Here is a 19,189-nt window from a genome sequence, read left to right as displayed (position 1 = left end):
TTTCAGGAACCCTGCTCAGTCTTTACGTCATCCGATTTATCATAGACAACGCCTGACAATTCTGGACCATATTTAACTTTTTTTAAAAACGGATTAAACCTTATTGAATAAATGGGAATCTAATACATATAGGACTTGCAAAGATAGGTTTTTACTCTATTTTTGTAATCAAACCACTCAATCCTGTGTTATAGATTGAAAGGACGTTCATTATGCGTGTTTACTACAATTAATTCCCTGGCCAAATGAAAAAGCAACGCCTATATTCTTGCCTGACTCTGGTGGCGCTGATGGGTTTCTGGAGCTGTACCTCCAGCCGTCAGACTGCTCAGAATGCTGGTGAAGTGGATGACCTGTACGGCAGTTCCGGTAACACGGAAGTATATGCCAGCAACCGTCAATCGGACGGGTACAGCGATTATCAATCCAACCGTCAGCAACAACGCATAGACCGCCAACAACGGTCGTTACGTAACGCGAACCCCGATTATAACGACGAGCAGCAGGGCTACAACGCCAATACAGATGAGTATTACTCGGAGTTGAGCACCCGTAAGCTAAACCGTGGTCTTTCACCCGATCCGGGCTGGAGCGACGATGGCACAAATGCTTACACGTCTGGATTTGCAAACGGCTACAATTCCGCTATGACGTCGGCTTACAGCTGGAACCGCTGGGGCTTTAACAACATGGGCTTCAATAACGGCCTTGGCCTTGGTTTAGGCATAGGTGCTTTGGGCTATGGTGGTTTCAACAGTTTTGGTTTCGGAAGTCCATTTTATTCGCCTTTCTACGGCAGTTCCTTTGGTTATTCGCCGTTCGGCTATGGGTATGATCCATTCTACAGCTCATATGCTTATGGCGGTTTTGGAGGGTTTGGTGGTTTCGGCGGCTACAGTCCGTTCTATTCGCCATTCTATGGTGGGAACTACGGATACGGCGGCTATTACGGGAGCCCGGTTATCATCAATAACAACTACGTAACGGGCGCTGATCCGTATCGGAATCGGTCATACTCCTCTAGTGGTGGACGTACTGCAGGTCGGTACTCGTCAGGTTTTGATAACTCACCTCGGGCGTACAACTCCGGCAGTGGACGTAGTGGCGCTACGAACTCGGGGACGGCTTCGAACAACGGGTATTACTCACGCCCAACGAATAGTAGCCGGGGCAATTATTATTATGACAACGGCAACCGGGTGAACAGCAGTTCAGCAGGTAATTCAGCTCCGTCGTATAACAGTAATTCCAACAGCGAGTATTACGCTCGTCCGCGTCAGAGCAGTCGGGGTAATTATACGCCTTCCAACAGTGGCAACAGTACCCGTGGCTATCAGCAATCGCAGCCAAGTTACCAGCAGCCTTCGTATCAAAGCCAAAGCCGGGGTAACTACAACCAGCCGAGCTTCCAGCAATCACAGCCTAGCTATAGTGCACCAAGCCGTAGCTATAGCGCACCGAGCTACAGCGCCCCTAGTGGGGGTGGCGGAGGTGGTGGTGGCTACTCAGGTGGTGGCGGCCGTGGCCCACGCTAAGTATTTTTAAAATTGTTATTAAAAAATCCCCGCTAATTAGGACAATTGGCGGGGATTTTCGTTTTGTATTCGTGAGTGTGTTACGTCAATTTTTTATATACACCTATTAAACGTTTGTACGTTTATCAACTCTAAATACCATCAACGTAACATGGTCCACCAATCGCTTTAAAGCCATGAATAAACTATTCATTTTTTCGGCATCGCTGGTGTTGCTATCTCCGTTGGCGTTTGGCCAGGGGACAGCCTACGATTACGCAGACGATGCCTTTCGCTTTTCTGATTTCAGTCAGAATGGCACAGCCCGTTTCCGGGGTATCGGCGGTAATCATACGGCCTTAGGGGGCGACGCCAGTAACCTGTTTGGGAATGCCGCCGGCCTTGCCTTCTACAATCGTTCGGAGCTGAGCATCAGCCCATCCTTTACGTCTTCCAACAACCAGAGTACATTTCTGGGTCAACAAACGGCTGGAAGTATGGGGAAAGTCAGTATCGGTCAGTTCAGCGCCATCTTCGCGGGTGGTGACAATCGCAACCGACGTTTACACCGATCGGCCTGGGGTATTTCCTATTCGCAGTCAGCCAACTTCTTCGATTATTCCGATGCATACGGGCGGAACAACAACCAAAATTCTTCTCTTCTGCAAACCTATGTAAATGGAGCAAATAGCGCTGGCTATAGTGAACAGGCATTAAGCGATGCTTATAGACCTAATGAGCGCCGGGCAGATTTTAAGGAAGCGGCTGCTTATGGATTATTTCTCATTGATCCTACCACGAATGCAGCAACCAACTACTCAGGACCGCCTTATACGCGTGCGGATGCCAGTACGCCGAAAGATCAACGATCGACTCTGAGCCGCTCGGGTACTCATTCGCAATGGACGCTGGCTTATGCCGGAAACTTAGATGATAAACTGTACATTGGTGGCTCTATTGCGCTGACTCATTTGCGGTATTCGTCGGAGTTTGTATTCCTGGAAACGCCGGTTAATGGTCAGTCGTTTGTCAACTATGGTCAAACGAACCGATTTGAGGTGAATGGTAACGGTTTCAGCGCATCGCTTGGTTTGCTTTACAAACTGACTCCAGATGTCCAGCTAGGTGCCAACATTATATCGCCTACGCTCAGCAGCGCCAGAGAAGTCTTTAGCCAGTCGCTGTCGGCAGTGGCCAAAGATCCGGGTATTCCTGTGCAACCGGGTAGTATAGACGTCGTTACCCCCTACGATAACTTTGAGTATACGCTACAGACACCCTTACGGGCATCGGGTGGTCTTACGTATTTCCTTAACAAGGGTAAGCTTGGCTTCATCACCGCAACGGCCGAATACGTCAATTATCAGGGTATGCGCGTACGGACATCCTATTTTTCGGCACAGCAGGACAACACCGATTTTAAAAATGACGTCAAACAAGAAGTTCAACTCGCCTACCAGAACGTAGTGAATGTTCGGGCGGGCGCTGAAATACGGGCGGGCTTACTCCGCTTGCGGGCGGGCGTTGGCTATTTGCCCAGCGCCTACAAAGTTGATCTGGATCGGGTAGCGAGAGCTGATCGGTCAAAGCTGTTATTGACGGCTGGGGCTGGTATACGGAACACCCGTTTCTTCGCCGACCTATCGGGCTCATACCTCACTTACAAATCGGGATATTCGGCTTATCAACTGAACTCCGACGCCAATTCGCCGACTGTTGCGATTGATAATCGCAGCACCAATGTGACCCTATCGGTAGGTGTTTTCTTCTAACCTGAAATCTGTAGTATAAACAAAACGGACCGTCCTGAGACGGTCCGTTTTGTTTATAACCACGCTCCTAATCGGCTCAGTATGTCATCTTTCGTTGTTTCTCCTGAAACAATGATGTTGGCCTTTGAATAGACAGGGAATCGGGTCTCGTACCGCTTTTGTAAAACAGTCAGCAGCTCAGGATCACTGGGATTATTCAGTGGCCGATCTTCGTGTGCATGCGCCAGAATACGCCGGGTAAGTACGTCAACCGGTACGTCCAGAAACACAGATACACCGGTGGCATTTATGTAAGCCATGTTCTCGTGGAAACAGGGCATTCCCCCTCCCGTCGAGACAACGTAACTACCGCCTGGTTGGATCGTACGTAGCACCCGCCGTTCCGCTTCGCGAAAATAAGCTTCACCTGACTGAGCAAAGATATCGGCAATGGAACGCCCCTCTTCGCGAACAATAAGCTTATCGGTGTCGATAAAACGATAATGTAACGCATCGGCTATGCCTTTACCCAGCGTACTCTTGCCAGACGAAGGCATACCGATCAGGAAAATGTTTTTCATTCGCAATGAGTGAACCGGAACGCCGGACCGGAGTGAATGAGCAAATGAGTAAATAACAGCTTATGGCAACTATTTACTCATCCGCTTATTCACTCATTCACCAGTTTAACTACGTCTGCCGCATTGGGTGTACTGTTATAATGCCATTTGCCGCGCACGACGCCATCGTGCATCAGCCACGTACCAGGATTGGAACGCATGATGGTTTTCAGCACGGTCGCATCGGCTTTATAGTACGGTACGTTCTCCAGTTGAAATTCCTTACGGAAGGCTTTAATCTCACCATCGCTAACGGAGGTCAGGATATAGGGCGAAACGGTTGAACCCTGCAAGCCTTCTACCAGCGACCGAATGGCAGGCAGGCTGCCCGCGTCAATGTCTTTGGTATTTTTAACGATAATGAAAAGCTTGTTGCCGGTAAAGGTTTCCTGCGTGAAATCCGTTTCATCGTTCCAGATTCGGTAATCCGTAATCTTCGGCTTGGCGCTTTCATTAACCAGAACCATTTCCTTGAACTTATAGCTTTGGTCTGACGGATACTGCTCGAACTCCGTTGTCTTACCGTCTTTTTCCATAATGTATTTATACCGTAACGGTTCTGAAGGCTTCAGTTGAACCGGAATACTTTTCCCAACTGCATACGGCAACAGATCGAGGGGAGGCAGAAACTGAACGGCATAAATACCCAGACCAAGTGTCAGCAGAATGGTTAAGGACACGATCCAACCCGTATTGCGGGCGCGCAGGCGATTGCGATGCCCCATAATGAATAGAATCAGAATCGTCAGAATAACGTCCTTACCGAACGACGTCCAGGGTTTAAGTTTGATGGCATCCCCAAAGCAACCACAGTCCGTTACGCGATCGAAGTAAGCCGAATAGAAGGTTAAAAATGTAAAGAAGACAATCAGGAAAAATAACAGCCAGACCGTAACTTTTGGCTTATAAGATACAAGCAGAGCTACCCCCAGAATAACTTCGGCAGCGCAGAACAGCACCGACATCACTAACGTAAAGGGCACCAACGCCATGAAAAAATCGTGCAGCAACGGAACATCCTGCGCGAAGACCTCAAAGTACTCTTCAAACTTAATCTGCGTGCCAACAGGATCATTAAGTTTGATCAGACCCGAGAAAATAAAAACGATGCCGACCAATATACGGGCGATACGGGCGGCAATCAGCATCGGTGGCGTACCGGTTTTGACTTTGGGCTGAGTGGCAGTTGGGTTCATCGACGTAACGCGGATGGCTTATCCGCTGAAGAGGAAATATCGTTAAGCGGACACGACATCCGCGCTACTCATTTTAATTAAACAAAAAACGGCGTAATTGATCATATCCATATAATTGGCCTCCACTCCTTCCGAAACTAACGTAGTACCCCGGTTGTCTTCGATCTGTTTCGTGCGGAGTAATTTCATCAGAATGATATCCGTCATTGAGCTTACCCGCATTTCGCGCCAGGCTTCGCCGTAATCGTGATTTTTGGCAAAGAGCAGGTCAATAACCCGGCCAACCTGGTCGTCGTAGAGCTGCTCGAGTTCGTCGGCTGGAATGTCGATCCGGGGCGGTCCTTCGTTAGAATCATTATCTAACTCCAACTGAATCAGCGCCATGACGCAGTAATTGATGATTCCGACGAATTCTGGCTCAATTCCTTCACCTACGCGACTGACGCCTGTTTCCTGCAACGTTCGGATGCGCTGGGCTTTGATGTAAATCTGGTCAGTAATACTGGGTAACCGCAGAATGCGCCAGGCCGTACCATAATCCTTATTTTTTTTCAGGAATAAATCTTTGCAGCGTTGGATAACCTGCCGATATTCGGTTTCGGTATTATTCATAGTCGCTAGCCGACAATCAGAAGTCGACAGTACATCAGGGAACAAACCTCTGCTACGAACGACTATGAATTATCGACTTTTTTTATGCCGAAAGTTACGAAAAAAACGCTGAACTGCCGGGGGCGGCTGGTCGATTTGACAACACCCGTCGTTATGGGCATCCTGAACGTAACGCCCGATTCTTTTTTCAAGAATAGCCGGGTCTCGTCCGATAGAACCGTTGAGATCGCTGAAAAAATGCTGGCCGACGGCGCTACGTTCCTGGATATCGGTGGCTACTCAACCCGCCCCGGAGCTCCTGAAGTGAGTCCTGCTGAAGAAGCAGACCGGGTCCTGCCCGCCATTGAAGCAATTATCGACAGCTTTCCCAGCGCACTGATTTCAATCGATACGTTCCGGGCATCAGTCGGACGTCAGGCTGTCGAAGCGGGGGCTGCGCTCATCAACGACGTAGCAGGTGGTACACTCGACCCTACCATGTTCGAAACCATCGCCGACTTAGGTGTTCCCTACGTACTGATGCACCTGCGCGGTACACCTCAAACCATGCAATCGCTGGCCACGTACCAGAATTTAGTGACCGAAGTTATTGATGAACTAGGTTTACGGTTAGTCGAACTACGGTCGATGGGCGTAAAAGACGTCATTCTAGACCCCGGATTTGGCTTTGCAAAGACGCCAGCGCAAAATTTTTTTTTACTGAGTCAGCTAAGTGCGCTACATGTATTTGACGAGCCTTTACTGGTCGGTTTATCCCGGAAAACAACCATCTGGAAAACCCTGAATGTCAGCGCCGATGAAGCCCTAAATGGCACCACCGTTTTAAACACAGTGGCCCTTCAAAAGGGGGCGTCTATCCTACGGGTACACGACGTTCGAGAAGCTGTAGAAGCCATAAAATTGACCCAGCAATTAACTTTTTTTTAGGCTCCTCTTGCGTTTAGAAAAGGAAACGCCTACTTTTGCATTCCCAAACGACGACGATTGGTCTAATCGAAAAGGGAAAAGATCTGGTAGCTCAGCTGGTAGAGCAATACACTTTTAATGTATGGGTCCTGGGTTCGAATCCCAGCCGGATCACAAGATAATAAAAACCTCGCACGAAACGCCCCTCACAGCTTGTGAGGGGCGTTTTTGTTAACTTCCCCATTCTGTCTGTTGCCTACCACTATGGGCGTTACCTACCAAATCACAGAGGTTTAACCACGCACTAACAAAAAAGCTCTCGAACGTAGCGCGTGACTATGTTCGAGAGCTTTTCTCACTATCCGCTATACTATTTATCAGTTTATATCTAGCTCTGCCACAACGGGCAGGTGGTCAGACGCGTATTGTTCATCAATTACGCGGGTTGATTTACTTTTGAACGTACTATCTGGCTTATACATGATAAAATCGATCGCTCGGTTCGGGTTCTTGACCGGAATGGTTGGTGCACAGGTTTGGCAACTGCGCACAAAAGTCTGGTCCAGAAACTGAATCACCTTGCTATCGGAGAGTGCGTTAAAATCTCCGCCCAGAATCATAGGCAGCCCAGATGAAGCAAACTGCTTAACGATTAACTCGGCCTGACTAAGCCGGTTTGGTTCTTTCAGATCCAGATGGGTGCTGGCAAAGAGGATCTTTTGGCCTTGGGCTACGTCCACCGTGATAGCCGCTATGGTTCTTGTCTCTCCACCAATGGCCGGATCAATGGGGAGAATAAATCGCGTTGAGTCAAGAATGGGAAATCTCGACAAAACAGCCACGCCATAATCGCCCCCCTGATGGTCGATGGCTTTCGAAAAAAAGAAATGCATATTGGTTAAGCGAGCCAATTCCTTAGCCTGATTCAACCCCTTTCCTGAGCGTTCTGTGTTGACATCAACTTCCTGTAACGCTACCAAATCCGGTTTTTCTTTCGAGATAACCTGAGCAATGGCCGCTACGTCGATTTTTGTTCCTTCTGATGGTGGGTTGCAGTGATGAATGTTGTAGGTCATCACTTTTAGCGATTTTACTTTCTTCGCAGGTGAGCCGGGCAACTCGTCGGTGCCTTCACTGGCAGAAGCCGTAATTGAACTAAAAAGTAAAAGGAATGCGAACAGTTTTTTCATGAAGTTGGGGTAAAAACGATGTTGAATGTCGCTGAGTTTCGGTAAAAGTGATACGTTACGTCCGGGCCTTTTTCGGGATGGTATATTTGCCGACTACTTCCCCATCGTCGCGAATCATTTTCAGATTAAGCTCTTTTTGAGTTGCGTGCAGTTTGATCAGCGTTCGCTGTCCTTCCAGCGGCCCTCCACCAATCACGATGGGGTAGTTATGCGTAGCGTCGGCGTCGTGGGTAGCATAGCGATGGGTATGACCTGAAATCTGAAGATCGATTTTTGCTTTATTGAGCAACGGCCCGAACACTTCACGGCAATGCAGCGTACCGTGCCAATCGCCTGAGTGATAAGGGGAAATATGGATCAGTACAATTCGAAACGGAGCTTTTTTGAAATCAGGACTTTCAATTTCTTTTTCGAGCCACTTTTTCTGAATTTCCCGATAGCGGTCAAAGGCCGATAAACCGCCGTATTCAACACTATCATCGGCTTTGTCCTCGCCCGAATCCAGAACAACGAAACGCACCGGTCCACGCGTGAACGCGTAGTAGTATTTGTCATCGGGGTAGGCGTAATAGTTCGGAATCTCCCGGGAGAAATTGCCCCGGCATTCATGATTTCCCTGCGTCAGAATGAACGGCATTTCGGCCGCAAAAATATCGACCGCCGGTTTGATCAGGTGATCGACCATCTGCGTCTCCGACGTAACCCAGTCGAAGCAATCGCCGTTGAAAACGACAAAATCATAATCCCGTTTGTTGCCCGTGTAGCCGTGGCGATACAGTAATTGGGGAATAATCTGCGGCCGGTCGTGAATGTCGTTGAAGATGACTAGTTTGAATTCGTCTTCGTTCTCCGCCGGTGTTTTGAAACCATACATCGGACTGCTGATCGTTTCGCCAAACTCAACTTTCGATCCTTTATAGCCCAGGATTTCGGTCGAAACGATTTTGTACTTATGCTCCGTACCCGGTTTAAGCCCAGTCAGTATAATTTTATTAACTCGATTATTGGCTTCGATCAACCCGTTCGTATACCCGAATTCCCGTTTGCTGGTATACGTTCCGGCACCGTATTCTACCCAGCTGAAACAGTTTTTGTGGGTAATCCACATGATGGTGATTTCGTCGGTGCCTATGTTTTGCAGATATGGACCAGCAACGAAATGGTTTTTCTCCTCCACTACGTTAGCCGATACGTTCTCGGCCAGGGTTGACGAAGCGGGAAGCAGACTTAGTGCCCCGATCTGCGACATTTTTTCAAGAAACGATCGTCTGTCAGAAAGCATAGAGAATATAAGGGTTTAGGAATAGAGTTTTCGGAATTAAAGGATTAAGATCGTTGATTACCGTTGTGTTTATCGACCCGTCGGACCGCCCCTAGAAGGAATTTAGGGGCCGGTTGTCAAGTACTAAAGCACAAATAGTTTAGATTATTTTGAAATGGCGTTTTTGTCATGCTGACTAAGGAAGCATCTTCGGGTGCAGCCTTTTACCCGGCCTCCGAAGATGCTTCCTTAGTCAGCATGACAAAAAATAACCTAATGTATTTTAGCTAGCCTACTTAGATTCTTATATTTTAGGTTAGCCTGATCCCGTAGGGATCAGAACGTAAAAGAATTGCCCTAAAGGACGTTTAGGGATAAACGCCTTACTCCCAGTTCGGATTTTGCGTCAGTTTGGTATTTAACAGCCGTTCCTGCGTTGGGATGGGATACAGGTAATCGCGGGCTTCGTTGAACTTCTTGTTGATGTGTCCATTGACCACAATGTTGCCGCCTTTATTCCCATTTTCGAGCAGGATTTCGCTACCTAACTTAAGCACCTGCGCACCCGCTACGGTTGGCTTTGTCCCTTCGTAAATGACTAAGTCGACTTTTCCATTTTTATCTAGGTCGTAGCTACCGGGGCCGGGAAAATACATGCCTTTGAATACTTTCGTCAGCAGTTGACCTTCCTTCCATCGGATGATGTCATCCCAGCGGAAAAAGTTTTCCATGACCAATTCGATACGTCGTTCCCGCCGGATTTCCAGGATAACGCCCGTATTGCTGCCGCTCAGTTGCGTGTATTGCTGGGCCTGATACGGATCGGGTTTGGCATTGGCAGCCGCCAGATTGATATTGGGCATACCGACCCGGTCGCGGGTTAGCTTCGTCGATCGATCCAGGTCATCCTGGGTTAACGTACCGCGCTCGGCTTTTGCCTCAGCGAAGTTCATCAGCACTTCCGCATACCGGAAAATGGGCATGTCGGTAATGTCTTTCGTAAACGTATCCCATTTCGGGGCCGAAACAAATTTAATCAACTGATAACCGGTAACGGTAGCCCCAAACTCTGGCACTAAAGGAGCCGTTTCGCCAATGCGGGTATAGCCCGGTGTTCGAATGGTTTGCGACAGGCGAGGATCACGGTTTTGTACTTCATCCGCAAACTGCATCGTTTCGTAGCCTTTAATGTCCGTAAACCGTGTTCCGTCGGCCATCAGATAGCTGTTGACCAGTTTCTTTTCAAGACCGGGCTTTCCGTACGATGCGGTCATGGTGTAATAATTCAGATTGTGATACACCTGCAATTCATCGCTGAAATCCCGCGCCAGAATCACCTCGTCGGGAATGGCGTTATCCGACGAAAACAGCTTCATGTAGGCCGTAGCGGGCGTGGCTTTATAAATGGTATAGCCACTGTTCTTCATCAGGTTATCCGATGCGTCGATACTGGCATCCAGGTATTTGTTGGCGTCGGGCAGGCTAAATTCCGGATGGTATTTACGGAACGTACCCTCGTATAAACCGACTCTGGATTTCAGCGCCAAGGCCGTCCATTTGGTAATGGTGTTGAGCTGACGAGAAGCATCGAGCGTATTGATCGCGTAATTCAGATCGGCCATGACCGAATCCATGACCATCGCCCGAGGGTCGCGCGCTTTGGTCAGCAAGGCTTCATCCGTTACTTCAACCGTGCTGTTATACCAGGGAACATCGCCAAAGCGTTTGACCATGCCGAAGTAGAAGTAAGCCCGAAAAAAACGAGCCAGCCCATTGTATTTGACGACGGCTTTTTTATCCGGGCATTTTTCCGAGTTGGCCAGGAAATAGTTGATATTACGTAACGAACCCCAACTCCATCCTCCGCCACTGGTTGGGACGATGCGCGTTCCCTGCAACTCGTCACGGAGGGTGTTTTTTGCTACGTTGTCCACGTCCTCGTTATATACATCTTCCGCTGACGGGAGGGCATTGTAGAATGAGTTGGTGTACAGTAAAAGGTCATTTTCGGTCTTAAAGAACGTTTCAGGCGAGATGGCGTCCTCAGGCAATCGATTCAGATCACACGAGGCCAGTCCCACGGCAATGGCTATGATACTGATTAGTTTTTTCATCGGATTTATGAATTGAAATCGAATTAGAACGTGAGGTTTAAACCTGCCGAAATGGTTTTCGAGAGCGGATACGTCCGGCCGTTGGTGCCATCGCCGTCGAGCTGCTCAGGATCGATGTATTTGGAGCGTAACGGCGTGAAGGTTAACAGGTTTTCGCCACTGAAGTAGATCCGAGCTCTGGAGAGACGAATCTTTTTCGTGATACTTTCGGGGATCGTATAACCAATCACTACGTTCTTCAACCGGAGATAACCCACATTTTGAACGTAACGGTCGTTGGGTGTTCGCAGATCATTGCCATCATCCAGCGCCGTATAGCCTCTCAGTAAGGGGAAATAAGCATCAGGATTCTCAGGCGTCCAGATATCGTCCGTGAAATTCTCGGGAATGAACGAATAATACGGACGTGAATAAGGTCCCCAGAATTTATCGGCGTTGTTACCCGGATACCAGTTTTTCCGGACAATGCCCTGCGCCAGCACCGATACGTCGAAGCCATTCCAGGAAGCGCCCAGATTCATGCCGTATCGGTAGCGTGCCCGGTCGTTCCCAACGATAATCATATCGCCGTGGTTAGCCAGCGTATTGGCGCCCTGATCAATTTTTCCGTTGCCATCCAGGTCGTTGAACTTAATGTCGCCTGCCTGTAGTTTACTCCACTCGCCGGGTGCGCTCAGCCGTCGTTTATTGATGAGTGACTGGTCCACTTTGTAAGCCTGGGCCTCATCAGTGGTTTTAAAATACCCATCCATTGAATAGCCCCAGATATCGCCAATAACCTGTCCTACGTAGCGGCTCGACAAAATATTATTAGGGTTATCATACTTGGTGATGGTGGATTTGGAATCGGACAGCATGAACGATACGTTGTACGACAACGCTTTACCCCCTACTTTGACCTGATCGCGCCAGGAGAGAGCTAATTCAAATCCTTTCGTCTGCAAATCGCCTGCGTTTTCGGTTGGTACGCTGGCTCCGTATACCGACGGTAGCACTTTACCCGGCACCAGCATATCGGTTGTATTGCGGACATACGCGTCGAAGGACATATTTAGCCGGTTTTTCAGCAACGTAGCGTCCACGCCCAGATTGGTTGTCGTGGCTTTTTCCCAGGTCAGGCTTTCCGAAATCGGGTTTGGGCTATTCACGTAAAAAAGCTTCTGTCCGTTGGCGATCCAGGTTGACTGGGCCGTCGGCATGATGGGAACGTAGGGGTAATAGTTCGACGAGGTTGTATTGTACGGAACCGCGTTAGAGCCCGGAGGAAGCTGATTGCCCAACGTACCGTACGAGGCTCTGATTTTCAGGTTATTCACTACGTTACGGGCCGACTCAAAGAATTTCTCTTCGCTAATTCGCCACCCTGCCGATACAGATGGGAAGAAGCCGTACCGCTTGCCAACGCCAAACCGCGAAGTTCCGTCGTAACGGCCATTGACTTCGAACAGATATTTACCGACGAAGTCATAATTCATGCGGAAGAACGCACCGAACAGCGCATACTGAAACGCATCCCCACCGGATAACTGCTCACCGGTACCCAGATTTAGGTCATTCAGGCTTTCAGAGAGCAGGTTCTTCCGGGCACCGAACAGCCGCTGGTGTTTCCGGGTCTCGTGGTTCAGGCCCGCCGTAGCTGCAAAATAGTGCTTGCCAAACGTGTGATTGTACGACGAATAGAGGTTAGCTGCCGTTGCTGGGTCAAACCACATGGTCTGTCTGTACTGGTCGGTATTGTAGTTGGGTACCGTGGTCAGAATACCGGGCTGGATCGAATACTGCGCTACGGCCGACCGATACCAGTCGTCGGCGATGTAGAACGAGTAGGAGTAATTACCGACCAGATTCCAGTTTTTGGTAAAGTCGATAGTGACCGAGTTAATCGTGGTTAATTCATGCACCTTTTTTTCACCCCCCGCCACGCCTTTCAGCAAGTTCGCAAACAAGCCATCGCCGATGGAGTAATTGTTTTTCAAGGTGTTATACGTAGCGGTACCATCGGGATTGAGGGGAGCATAAGCCGGTAAGGCGTGTACCGTGATCCCTACAAAGTTGGCATTGGCTCCGCCTTCCAGACCCGGATATCTGTATTTCGAATCGAAGTACTGGGTGTTATTGCTGACCTTCAGCCAGGGGGTTAGCTGCGCGTTGATTTTGCTACGTAGCGTGTAGGAGGTAAACTTATCGGTATTGATCCGCATAATCCCGTCTTTCTCAAACACTGATCCCGACAGAAAGTAATTGATTTTATCGGTTCCGCCCGACAGATTCAGGTTGTGCTGCCGGGAGGGCTCGGTCATGTTAAAGAGCGTATTCCACCAGTCGTAATTTCCGTAATAATTGTAGATATCTTTCCCGCCTACATTTTTGACGACGGTCCAGGGGCGAGCCGGATCTTCTACTTTATCGTACCGGCGGGCTTCCAGTTCTCTGTAATCTTCCTGCGAATAACGCGTGTAGCTATTGCCGGTGGCCCGGATAAACGCTTCGTCATTTAGCATGGTCTGCTCGTATCCATTAGTCATGAATTTCGTGCTCACCGTGGGTGCCGACCAGCCGAAATTGTTGCTGTAGTCGATGGTCGTTTTGCCGTTCTTCGCCGTTTTGGTCGTGACCAGAATGACACCAAAGGCACCCCGTGCACCATAAATGGCCGAAGCGGCCGCATCTTTCAACACCGAAACCGATTCTACATCATTCGGGTTGATCCGGTTAATGTCGCCCGGAATGCCGTCGATGAGCACCAGCGGACCACCCCCATTGATCGAGGTTTCGCCCCGAACGTTCAGGTTGCCGCCCTGCCCCGGCTGCCCGGTGCTGAACGTAATGTTCAGGTTAGGCACCATGCCCTGCAAAATCTGGGACATGTTGTTCAGGGGCCGGTTTTCAAGCTCTTTGGCCTGCACCTGCGATACAGCACCCGTCAGGTTCACTTTCTTCTGCGTGCCATATCCGACCACGACTAACTCCTCCAGCGTTTTATTGTCTGCCACCAGCGCAATACTAATTGTTGACCGATTCCCGACGGTAACTTCCTGCGATACGTACCCAACAAAACTGAATACCAGAACAGCGGAGGGACCCGGCACCGTAAACTCGTACCCGCCATTCGCATCGGTGGTCGTTCCGCGCGACGTACCTTTCAAAACGACACTAACCCCGGCTAAGGCACCCTGACCATCGGCTGCTGTAACGGTGCCTTTCAGTCGAATATCGGCAGCTACTAGGTTTACAACTGGTCTGGACTTAAGCTCCTCCAGAAAGCTCGTTGGCCTCGTCGTTTTTTCCCGCGCCAATACAATCTGTTCGTTGATCAGCTTATACGTAATACCGCGTGGCACAAGCAGTTGATCCAGAACTTTAGACAGTTTCTGGTTTCGCTCATCAATGGTTACCTGGTCGCTGAGCGAGATCCGGCTGCTATAAACAAATCGGGTATTTGCTTTTTCCTGAATACGGTCCAGGGCTTCTTTCAGCGTTACGTTATTGAGCTGAAGGGTTATATCCTTACTCAGGATGGATTGCGCCGAAATTTCTCTGGCATCGGCCATACTGACCAGTAAGACAGCCAGTAAGCTTTGAAATAATCCGAATCGCATAATTTTTCGCCAGTCAACGGACTTGTTAAGGATAAAATTCTGCATAGTTTTGATTGTCTGATAGTTTGATTGCTATTCGATAAATCATCCCGTTGGTTCGGTGGTACGAAGTAGAAACGGGATGGCAAGCGTGAGCCGGGGGTGGTGGTACACTCCCGGTTTTTTAGATTCATGGAGCAATTGGGTAGTGTTGATTCATGGATTATTAGTTGGTTAGATTTTAGTCATTCGTAAGCGGAATACGGTATTGGTCAACCTACGTACCTGACGATTAGTCGCAGGGCTGACCATCAATCACGACTGTTTTATCGGACATCGTGTACGTAGCGTCCAGCGCGGTACAGAGCATTTCCATGATGAAGGGTAACGACTGCTGTTCAAAGTCGGCACTGACCCGGCAGGAAGCGAGTTTGGGCGTTGCCAGGCGAATCTGAATATTGAACCGTTTCTGAAGTTTTTCAACAACCTGATCCAGGGGCGTTTCGCTAAACACAATTGTAGTCGGCTCATAGATTTCCTTCCGGCTCTGAACGGGCATGAGCGAAGCAATCAACCGCTTTGAATCGGTTTCAAAAAAGGCTTGTTGCTGGGGTTTGAGAATGACCTGCTGTTCATTCTGCTGACGATCAGGCGCACTAACCTGCACGCGTCCCGTGACGACAGAAATCTGAAAAACCTTACGGGCCGCCACGGCTTTTACGTTAAAACTGGTCCCTAATACTTTGATCTTTACTTCTCCACTCTGAATAAAGAACGGGCGCGATTTATCTTTTCGAACATCAAAAAAGCCTTCCCCAGAGAATGTGGCCAACCGTTTGTCGGGATCAAATTTTTGGGGATACGTAATGGAGGCTCCAGTCCGCATTAAAACCGAACTGCTATCTGGAAGACGACGCACAACAGGACGCAATTCGTGATTAACAAACTGGATCGTAGCAATCCTCTCTTTCTCTTTGCTTCTCGTAAAAACCGATGATGTTTGTAAGCTGGAAAGCAATTGATAATCTGCCTCCCGATACGTAATGTAGATGCCCAGTAGTAACCCGATCGATGCGGCAATCCCGGCGGCCCAGGCCCAGTTCAACGAAAAAGCGCTGACTACATGCTTTTTGTCGACCTCCAGTTGGCTCTGAATGTTGAAAAACGTTTCATTCTGTAGCTGCTGTTGTTCCTGTTCAGGCAGTGAATCGATGTAATCCGTTTTATTACGTAGCGTCGCATACCAGGCTTCTACCTGTTCCTTTTCCTGATCGTTGCATTCGTTCCGCAGGTATTTGTCCAGTAAATCAGGTGAGATAGGTGATGGCGGCTTCATAGCTTAGGACGTAGTACATTTCCTAAGTCGCGCGTCAGAAGGACAACCCTTACCCGAATCAAAAAAAAATATAAAATGAACGCTGGTACGAGCCAATAAATCCCACCAATAACTAGTTAAGTCGGCTAACCAATTATCTAATTTATACACTGAATGTGTTCACGTAATAGTTGCTTTTTATGAACGGTTACTAAGAAAAGTACAATCATTTATGAATAGATAAGTCATTTTATAATTTAAGAAACAGTAAAGTACTATTTTTATAATCTGCTTTTTTAGTTATAAATAAAGTTTAACTAAAGAAATAAATCTAAATCATACTTCAGGCCTATAGGCCTGCTCGCTTGTTGCATCGTATTAGTACCAAAAGCCCATGATGGCCTGGCCAGTGAAGCAATTACGGCTTTAATGGCACATCAGGATCTGGTTAGCTTAGCCACCCTTATGCGTATTCTTAATGATAGCCCGAATGCCTAGTATCACAATGACAGGGATAGCCACGTAGCCCAAAAGCTTTAAGAGGACAACTAACCAATAGATAACGTACTTCATAGATTTAGGAGGAGTTAGTCGACGCTTGTCGAAGTGGATACAATGTAATATAAAATGCGTAGGCTTTGGATAGACATAAAGAAAATGGTCAATCAAGTTGAAAGCGTTTCGTTTCCTGAAAGGACAAAAATCCAACCGAAAGATCCCTATGACTGCTATGGTGGCCACCTAGGCATCATTGAGCCGCATCGGCGGTTCGCTGACAAGCGGTATCTCTCAGAAGGCTAATCACCGGGTTATCAACGAATTGGGCGCCGAAGCTTTCGTAAATAGCAATGTTTTGACAGCATATTTTTCTTTTTCTAGACAAGTCAAAATAGGAGATAGAGTCCTGAAGATCAACCATATGGATATTTATAAACTTGTACCTTTTCGCAATGTACCAGCTACTTAAACGAAACGAGAATCGAATAAAGTTATCGCAAACGGGTATCAATTTCTACTGCTCACCCCATGACGAATTTGGTACGCTTTTTTAGATGCATCCCTCTGGGGATTTCCCTTAAGTATAAACCGCTTCGTAAAAACTTTTCTCTGTGAATAGACCAACAAGTAGGAAACAGGTTGCCCTTCACTTGATTAAGCAGTATCTGATTTACGTTTAGACCAATCATTCTGCCATGAAAGCAACGGCTTCAAGGTATTGGTTAGCATTGATGCTGGCCTCTGGTTTACAGCTGCTTCTAATGAGCAGTTTCAAAAAAGCAGCCCCCTTGATTACCCCTGCCCAACGCACTCAGGAACAATTTCTTCGTGATATTATCGACTTGGATTCCGTGGCGAGTCGACTGGAAACAGCGATAAAAGCGCGTCAGTCTGCGTCCATCCTTCAGCTCGCATTGGGCAAAACCCGAGACCAGTACAAACGTATTGAATACCTCACCGAATATTATTATCCCCTCCTTGCCAAGGCAATCAATGGTCCTGCAGTGGTAGAAGGCGAATTAGACGATGGCGTTGGCCTGCAAAGGGAACCTAGTGGCTTGCAGCTACTTGAAGAAAAGCTGATCGCCTATGATTCAACCCAAAATGCTGACTTGCTCGGGCAAGTCAGTCAGCTCCGCCAAACCATAGGCAAACTAAGCCGGTTGGCCCAATATAGCCCCCTTAGTGATGAGCAGGTTTTTGACGCGATGCGGCTAGAAGTATTTCGCCTTATTGCACTAGGTATCAGCGGTTTCGACACCCCCATTTCGCGCCGGGCCTTACCCGAAGCAGCTATTGTGCTATCCTCGCTGGAGAAGTCCCTGGCGCACTATCGTCCACGGCTTCAACAAGCTGATCCAGGCCTGACCAATCAACTTCAGCAAGCGCTGCAAGAGGCCATTAGTGCCCTGCGCACCTGCCGTAGTTTCGATGATTTCGATCGACTTCATTTTATTCGAAACCATGCTTATAAATTTACTCGCCTGCTTACCAAAGCCCAGCAGGTTCTCATAATTTCAATTCCGGTCGACCGTACCCGGCTTTTATCGGCTTCGACGACTACGCTCTCCGAGCCCGATGCCTTTGATCCTGGTTTTTTTACGAATACTGAGGCTAGTCGGTCAACAGCCGCCCGGGTGGCATTAGGACGCCAATTGTTTTACGAACCCATACTATCGGGCAATGGTCAGCGAACCTGTGCCACTTGCCATCGTCCTGATCGCGCCTTTACGGATGGAGAAACGACCAGCCTGGCTCTCGACGGCCATGAACGGATTCATCGCAACACGCCCACACTACTCAATGCGGCCCTGCAGACTGCCCAGTTTATGGATTTGCGCGCGTTTGGCCTGGAAGATCAGATTCGCGATGTTCTTCAGAACAAAACAGAAATGGGTGGTTCACTAGCACGGGCAGTTGAGCAGTTAAACAGCCATGATACGTATCCAATCTGCTTTAAAGAGGCTTACACAGACGGTATTACGGCGTACAACATCACGAATGCTCTGGCTAATTACGTTCGCAGCCTGACTGCGCTTGACTCTCGTGTGGATCGTTACCTACGGGGATTACCCGCTCACCTGACGACCAATGAAAAACGGGGGTTTAACCTGTTCATGGGAAAAGCTAATTGCGGTACCTGTCATTATTTTCCTTTATTCAATGGATCAATTCCACCCGCCTACCAGAAAACAGAAAGTGAAGTAATTGGGGCTCCGGCCACGGCCAGCGAACGGCAAGTGGACAGCGATTCAGGGCGTTACCTCAGCACAAAACTTGCTATTCATCAGCGAGCTTTCAAAATCCCGACCGTTCGTCACGCGGTTCATACAGCCCCGTACATGCATAACGGCGTTTACCAGACTCTGGAACAGGTCGTAGAATTTTATGACAAAGGGGGAGGCAGGGGACTGGGGTTTGCTATTTCTAATCAGACATTACCAGCCAACAAGCTGAATCTAACGCCTGGCGAAAAGAAGGCATTGGTTGCCTTCATGAAAGCTTTGTAAGGTACCGTATCTCGTTTTAAGTGTTACGTTGAATCGTTCCGCTCCACCCCTTTTCCAACCCACGACCAGAATCATGTTCTTCAAAACGGCTCACGAATGCCCCCGAATAGATAAAGGCAATCGA

12 protein-coding genes and 1 tRNA gene are annotated in these 19,189 nt (G+C 48.4%); 5 read left to right on the top strand and 8 right to left on the bottom strand.

Annotated features, from left to right (window positions below; genetic code table 11):
* The first annotated feature begins 245 nt into the window (after positions 1-245).
* Both IC230_RS23155 and IC230_RS23150 read left to right on the top strand, forming a co-directional pair.
* Positions 246-1,535, top strand: coding sequence for a hypothetical protein (locus IC230_RS23155; RefSeq protein ID WP_191041432.1), 1,290 nt, complete (start codon positions 246-248; stop codon positions 1,533-1,535).
* Between the two features lie 176 nt (positions 1,536-1,711).
* Positions 1,712-3,286 (top strand): hypothetical protein, encoded by a 1,575-nt coding sequence (locus tag IC230_RS23150; RefSeq protein WP_191041431.1) that lies wholly within the window; start codon positions 1,712-1,714, stop codon positions 3,284-3,286.
* A gap of 53 nt (positions 3,287-3,339) precedes the next feature.
* Here the strand turns inward: IC230_RS23150 and IC230_RS23145 are convergent, their stop codons facing one another.
* From IC230_RS23145 to IC230_RS23135, 3 genes are all read right to left on the bottom strand, one after another.
* On the bottom strand, positions 3,340-3,846 hold the full coding sequence (locus IC230_RS23145; protein WP_191041430.1) for a shikimate kinase: 507 nt from the start codon (positions 3,844-3,846) through the stop codon (positions 3,340-3,342).
* Positions 3,847-3,935: 89 nt separating this feature from the next.
* A complete protein-coding gene (locus IC230_RS23140) occupies positions 3,936-5,081 on the bottom strand; it encodes a BT_3928 family protein (RefSeq protein ID WP_223860785.1) in 1,146 nt (381 codons plus the stop codon).
* A gap of 42 nt (positions 5,082-5,123) precedes the next feature.
* Complete coding sequence (locus tag IC230_RS23135; RefSeq protein ID WP_191041429.1) at positions 5,124-5,693, bottom strand: DUF1599 domain-containing protein; 570 nt, start codon at positions 5,691-5,693, stop codon at positions 5,124-5,126.
* Positions 5,694-5,777: 84 nt separating this feature from the next.
* Here IC230_RS23135 and folP point away from each other — a divergent pair, with 84 nt between their 5' ends.
* Both folP and IC230_RS23125 read left to right on the top strand, forming a co-directional pair.
* Complete coding sequence (folP, locus tag IC230_RS23130; protein WP_191041428.1) at positions 5,778-6,620, top strand: dihydropteroate synthase; 843 nt, start codon at positions 5,778-5,780, stop codon at positions 6,618-6,620.
* Positions 6,621-6,700: 80 nt separating this feature from the next.
* Positions 6,701-6,773, top strand: a tRNA-Lys gene (locus tag IC230_RS23125).
* A 203-nt stretch (positions 6,774-6,976) separates the two neighbouring features.
* On the opposite strand, the gene IC230_RS23120 is transcribed toward IC230_RS23125, so the two are convergent.
* The 5 genes from IC230_RS23120 to IC230_RS23100 all read right to left on the bottom strand — a co-directional run bounded on the left by IC230_RS23120 (position 6,977) and on the right by IC230_RS23100 (position 16,078).
* Positions 6,977-7,789, bottom strand: coding sequence for an endonuclease/exonuclease/phosphatase family protein (locus tag IC230_RS23120; protein ID WP_191041427.1), 813 nt, complete (start codon positions 7,787-7,789; stop codon positions 6,977-6,979).
* Between the two features lie 55 nt (positions 7,790-7,844).
* On the bottom strand, positions 7,845-9,071 hold the full coding sequence (locus IC230_RS23115) for a purple acid phosphatase family protein (protein ID WP_223860784.1): 1,227 nt from the start codon (positions 9,069-9,071) through the stop codon (positions 7,845-7,847).
* Between the two features lie 362 nt (positions 9,072-9,433).
* Complete coding sequence (locus IC230_RS23110; protein WP_191041426.1) at positions 9,434-11,164, bottom strand: RagB/SusD family nutrient uptake outer membrane protein; 1,731 nt, start codon at positions 11,162-11,164, stop codon at positions 9,434-9,436.
* 23 nt (positions 11,165-11,187) lie between these two features.
* Complete coding sequence (locus IC230_RS23105; RefSeq protein ID WP_191041425.1) at positions 11,188-14,808, bottom strand: SusC/RagA family TonB-linked outer membrane protein; 3,621 nt, start codon at positions 14,806-14,808, stop codon at positions 11,188-11,190.
* A gap of 226 nt (positions 14,809-15,034) precedes the next feature.
* On the bottom strand, positions 15,035-16,078 hold the full coding sequence (locus IC230_RS23100) for a FecR family protein (RefSeq protein WP_191041424.1): 1,044 nt from the start codon (positions 16,076-16,078) through the stop codon (positions 15,035-15,037).
* 1,172 nt (positions 16,079-17,250) lie between these two features.
* On the opposite strand from IC230_RS23100, the gene IC230_RS23095 reads away from it, so the two are divergent.
* A complete protein-coding gene (locus IC230_RS23095) occupies positions 17,251-19,065 on the top strand; it encodes a cytochrome c peroxidase (RefSeq protein WP_191041423.1) in 1,815 nt (604 codons plus the stop codon).
* Positions 19,066-19,189: the final 124 nt, after the last annotated feature.

Origin of the sequence: Spirosoma validum, assembly GCF_014699035.1 — a bacterium.
GTDB lineage: Bacteria > Bacteroidota > Bacteroidia > Cytophagales > Spirosomataceae > Spirosoma > Spirosoma validum.
This window is presented reverse-complemented; position numbering and strand designations above follow the sequence as displayed.

Bases quoted from the DNA above. Each gene is read 5' to 3' on its own strand.
- IC230_RS23155 (WP_191041432.1), top strand. From the start codon at position 246: ATGAAAAAGCAACGCCTATATTCTTGCCTGACTCTGGTGGCGCTGATG.
- IC230_RS23150 (WP_191041431.1), top strand. From the start codon at position 1,712: ATGAATAAACTATTCATTTTTTCGGCATCGCTGGTGTTGCTATCTCCG.
- IC230_RS23145 (WP_191041430.1), bottom strand. From the start codon at position 3,846: ATGAAAAACATTTTCCTGATCGGTATGCCTTCGTCTGGCAAGAGTACG.
- IC230_RS23140 (WP_223860785.1), bottom strand. From the start codon at position 5,081: ATGAACCCAACTGCCACTCAGCCCAAAGTCAAAACCGGTACGCCACCG.
- IC230_RS23135 (WP_191041429.1), bottom strand. From the start codon at position 5,693: ATGAATAATACCGAAACCGAATATCGGCAGGTTATCCAACGCTGCAAA.
- folP (WP_191041428.1), top strand. From the start codon at position 5,778: ATGCCGAAAGTTACGAAAAAAACGCTGAACTGCCGGGGGCGGCTGGTC.
- IC230_RS23120 (WP_191041427.1), bottom strand. From the start codon at position 7,789: ATGAAAAAACTGTTCGCATTCCTTTTACTTTTTAGTTCAATTACGGCT.
- IC230_RS23115 (WP_223860784.1), bottom strand. From the start codon at position 9,071: ATGCTTTCTGACAGACGATCGTTTCTTGAAAAAATGTCGCAGATCGGG.
- IC230_RS23110 (WP_191041426.1), bottom strand. From the start codon at position 11,164: ATGAAAAAACTAATCAGTATCATAGCCATTGCCGTGGGACTGGCCTCG.
- IC230_RS23105 (WP_191041425.1), bottom strand. From the start codon at position 14,808: ATGCAGAATTTTATCCTTAACAAGTCCGTTGACTGGCGAAAAATTATG.
- IC230_RS23100 (WP_191041424.1), bottom strand. From the start codon at position 16,078: ATGAAGCCGCCATCACCTATCTCACCTGATTTACTGGACAAATACCTG.
- IC230_RS23095 (WP_191041423.1), top strand. From the start codon at position 17,251: ATGAAAGCAACGGCTTCAAGGTATTGGTTAGCATTGATGCTGGCCTCT.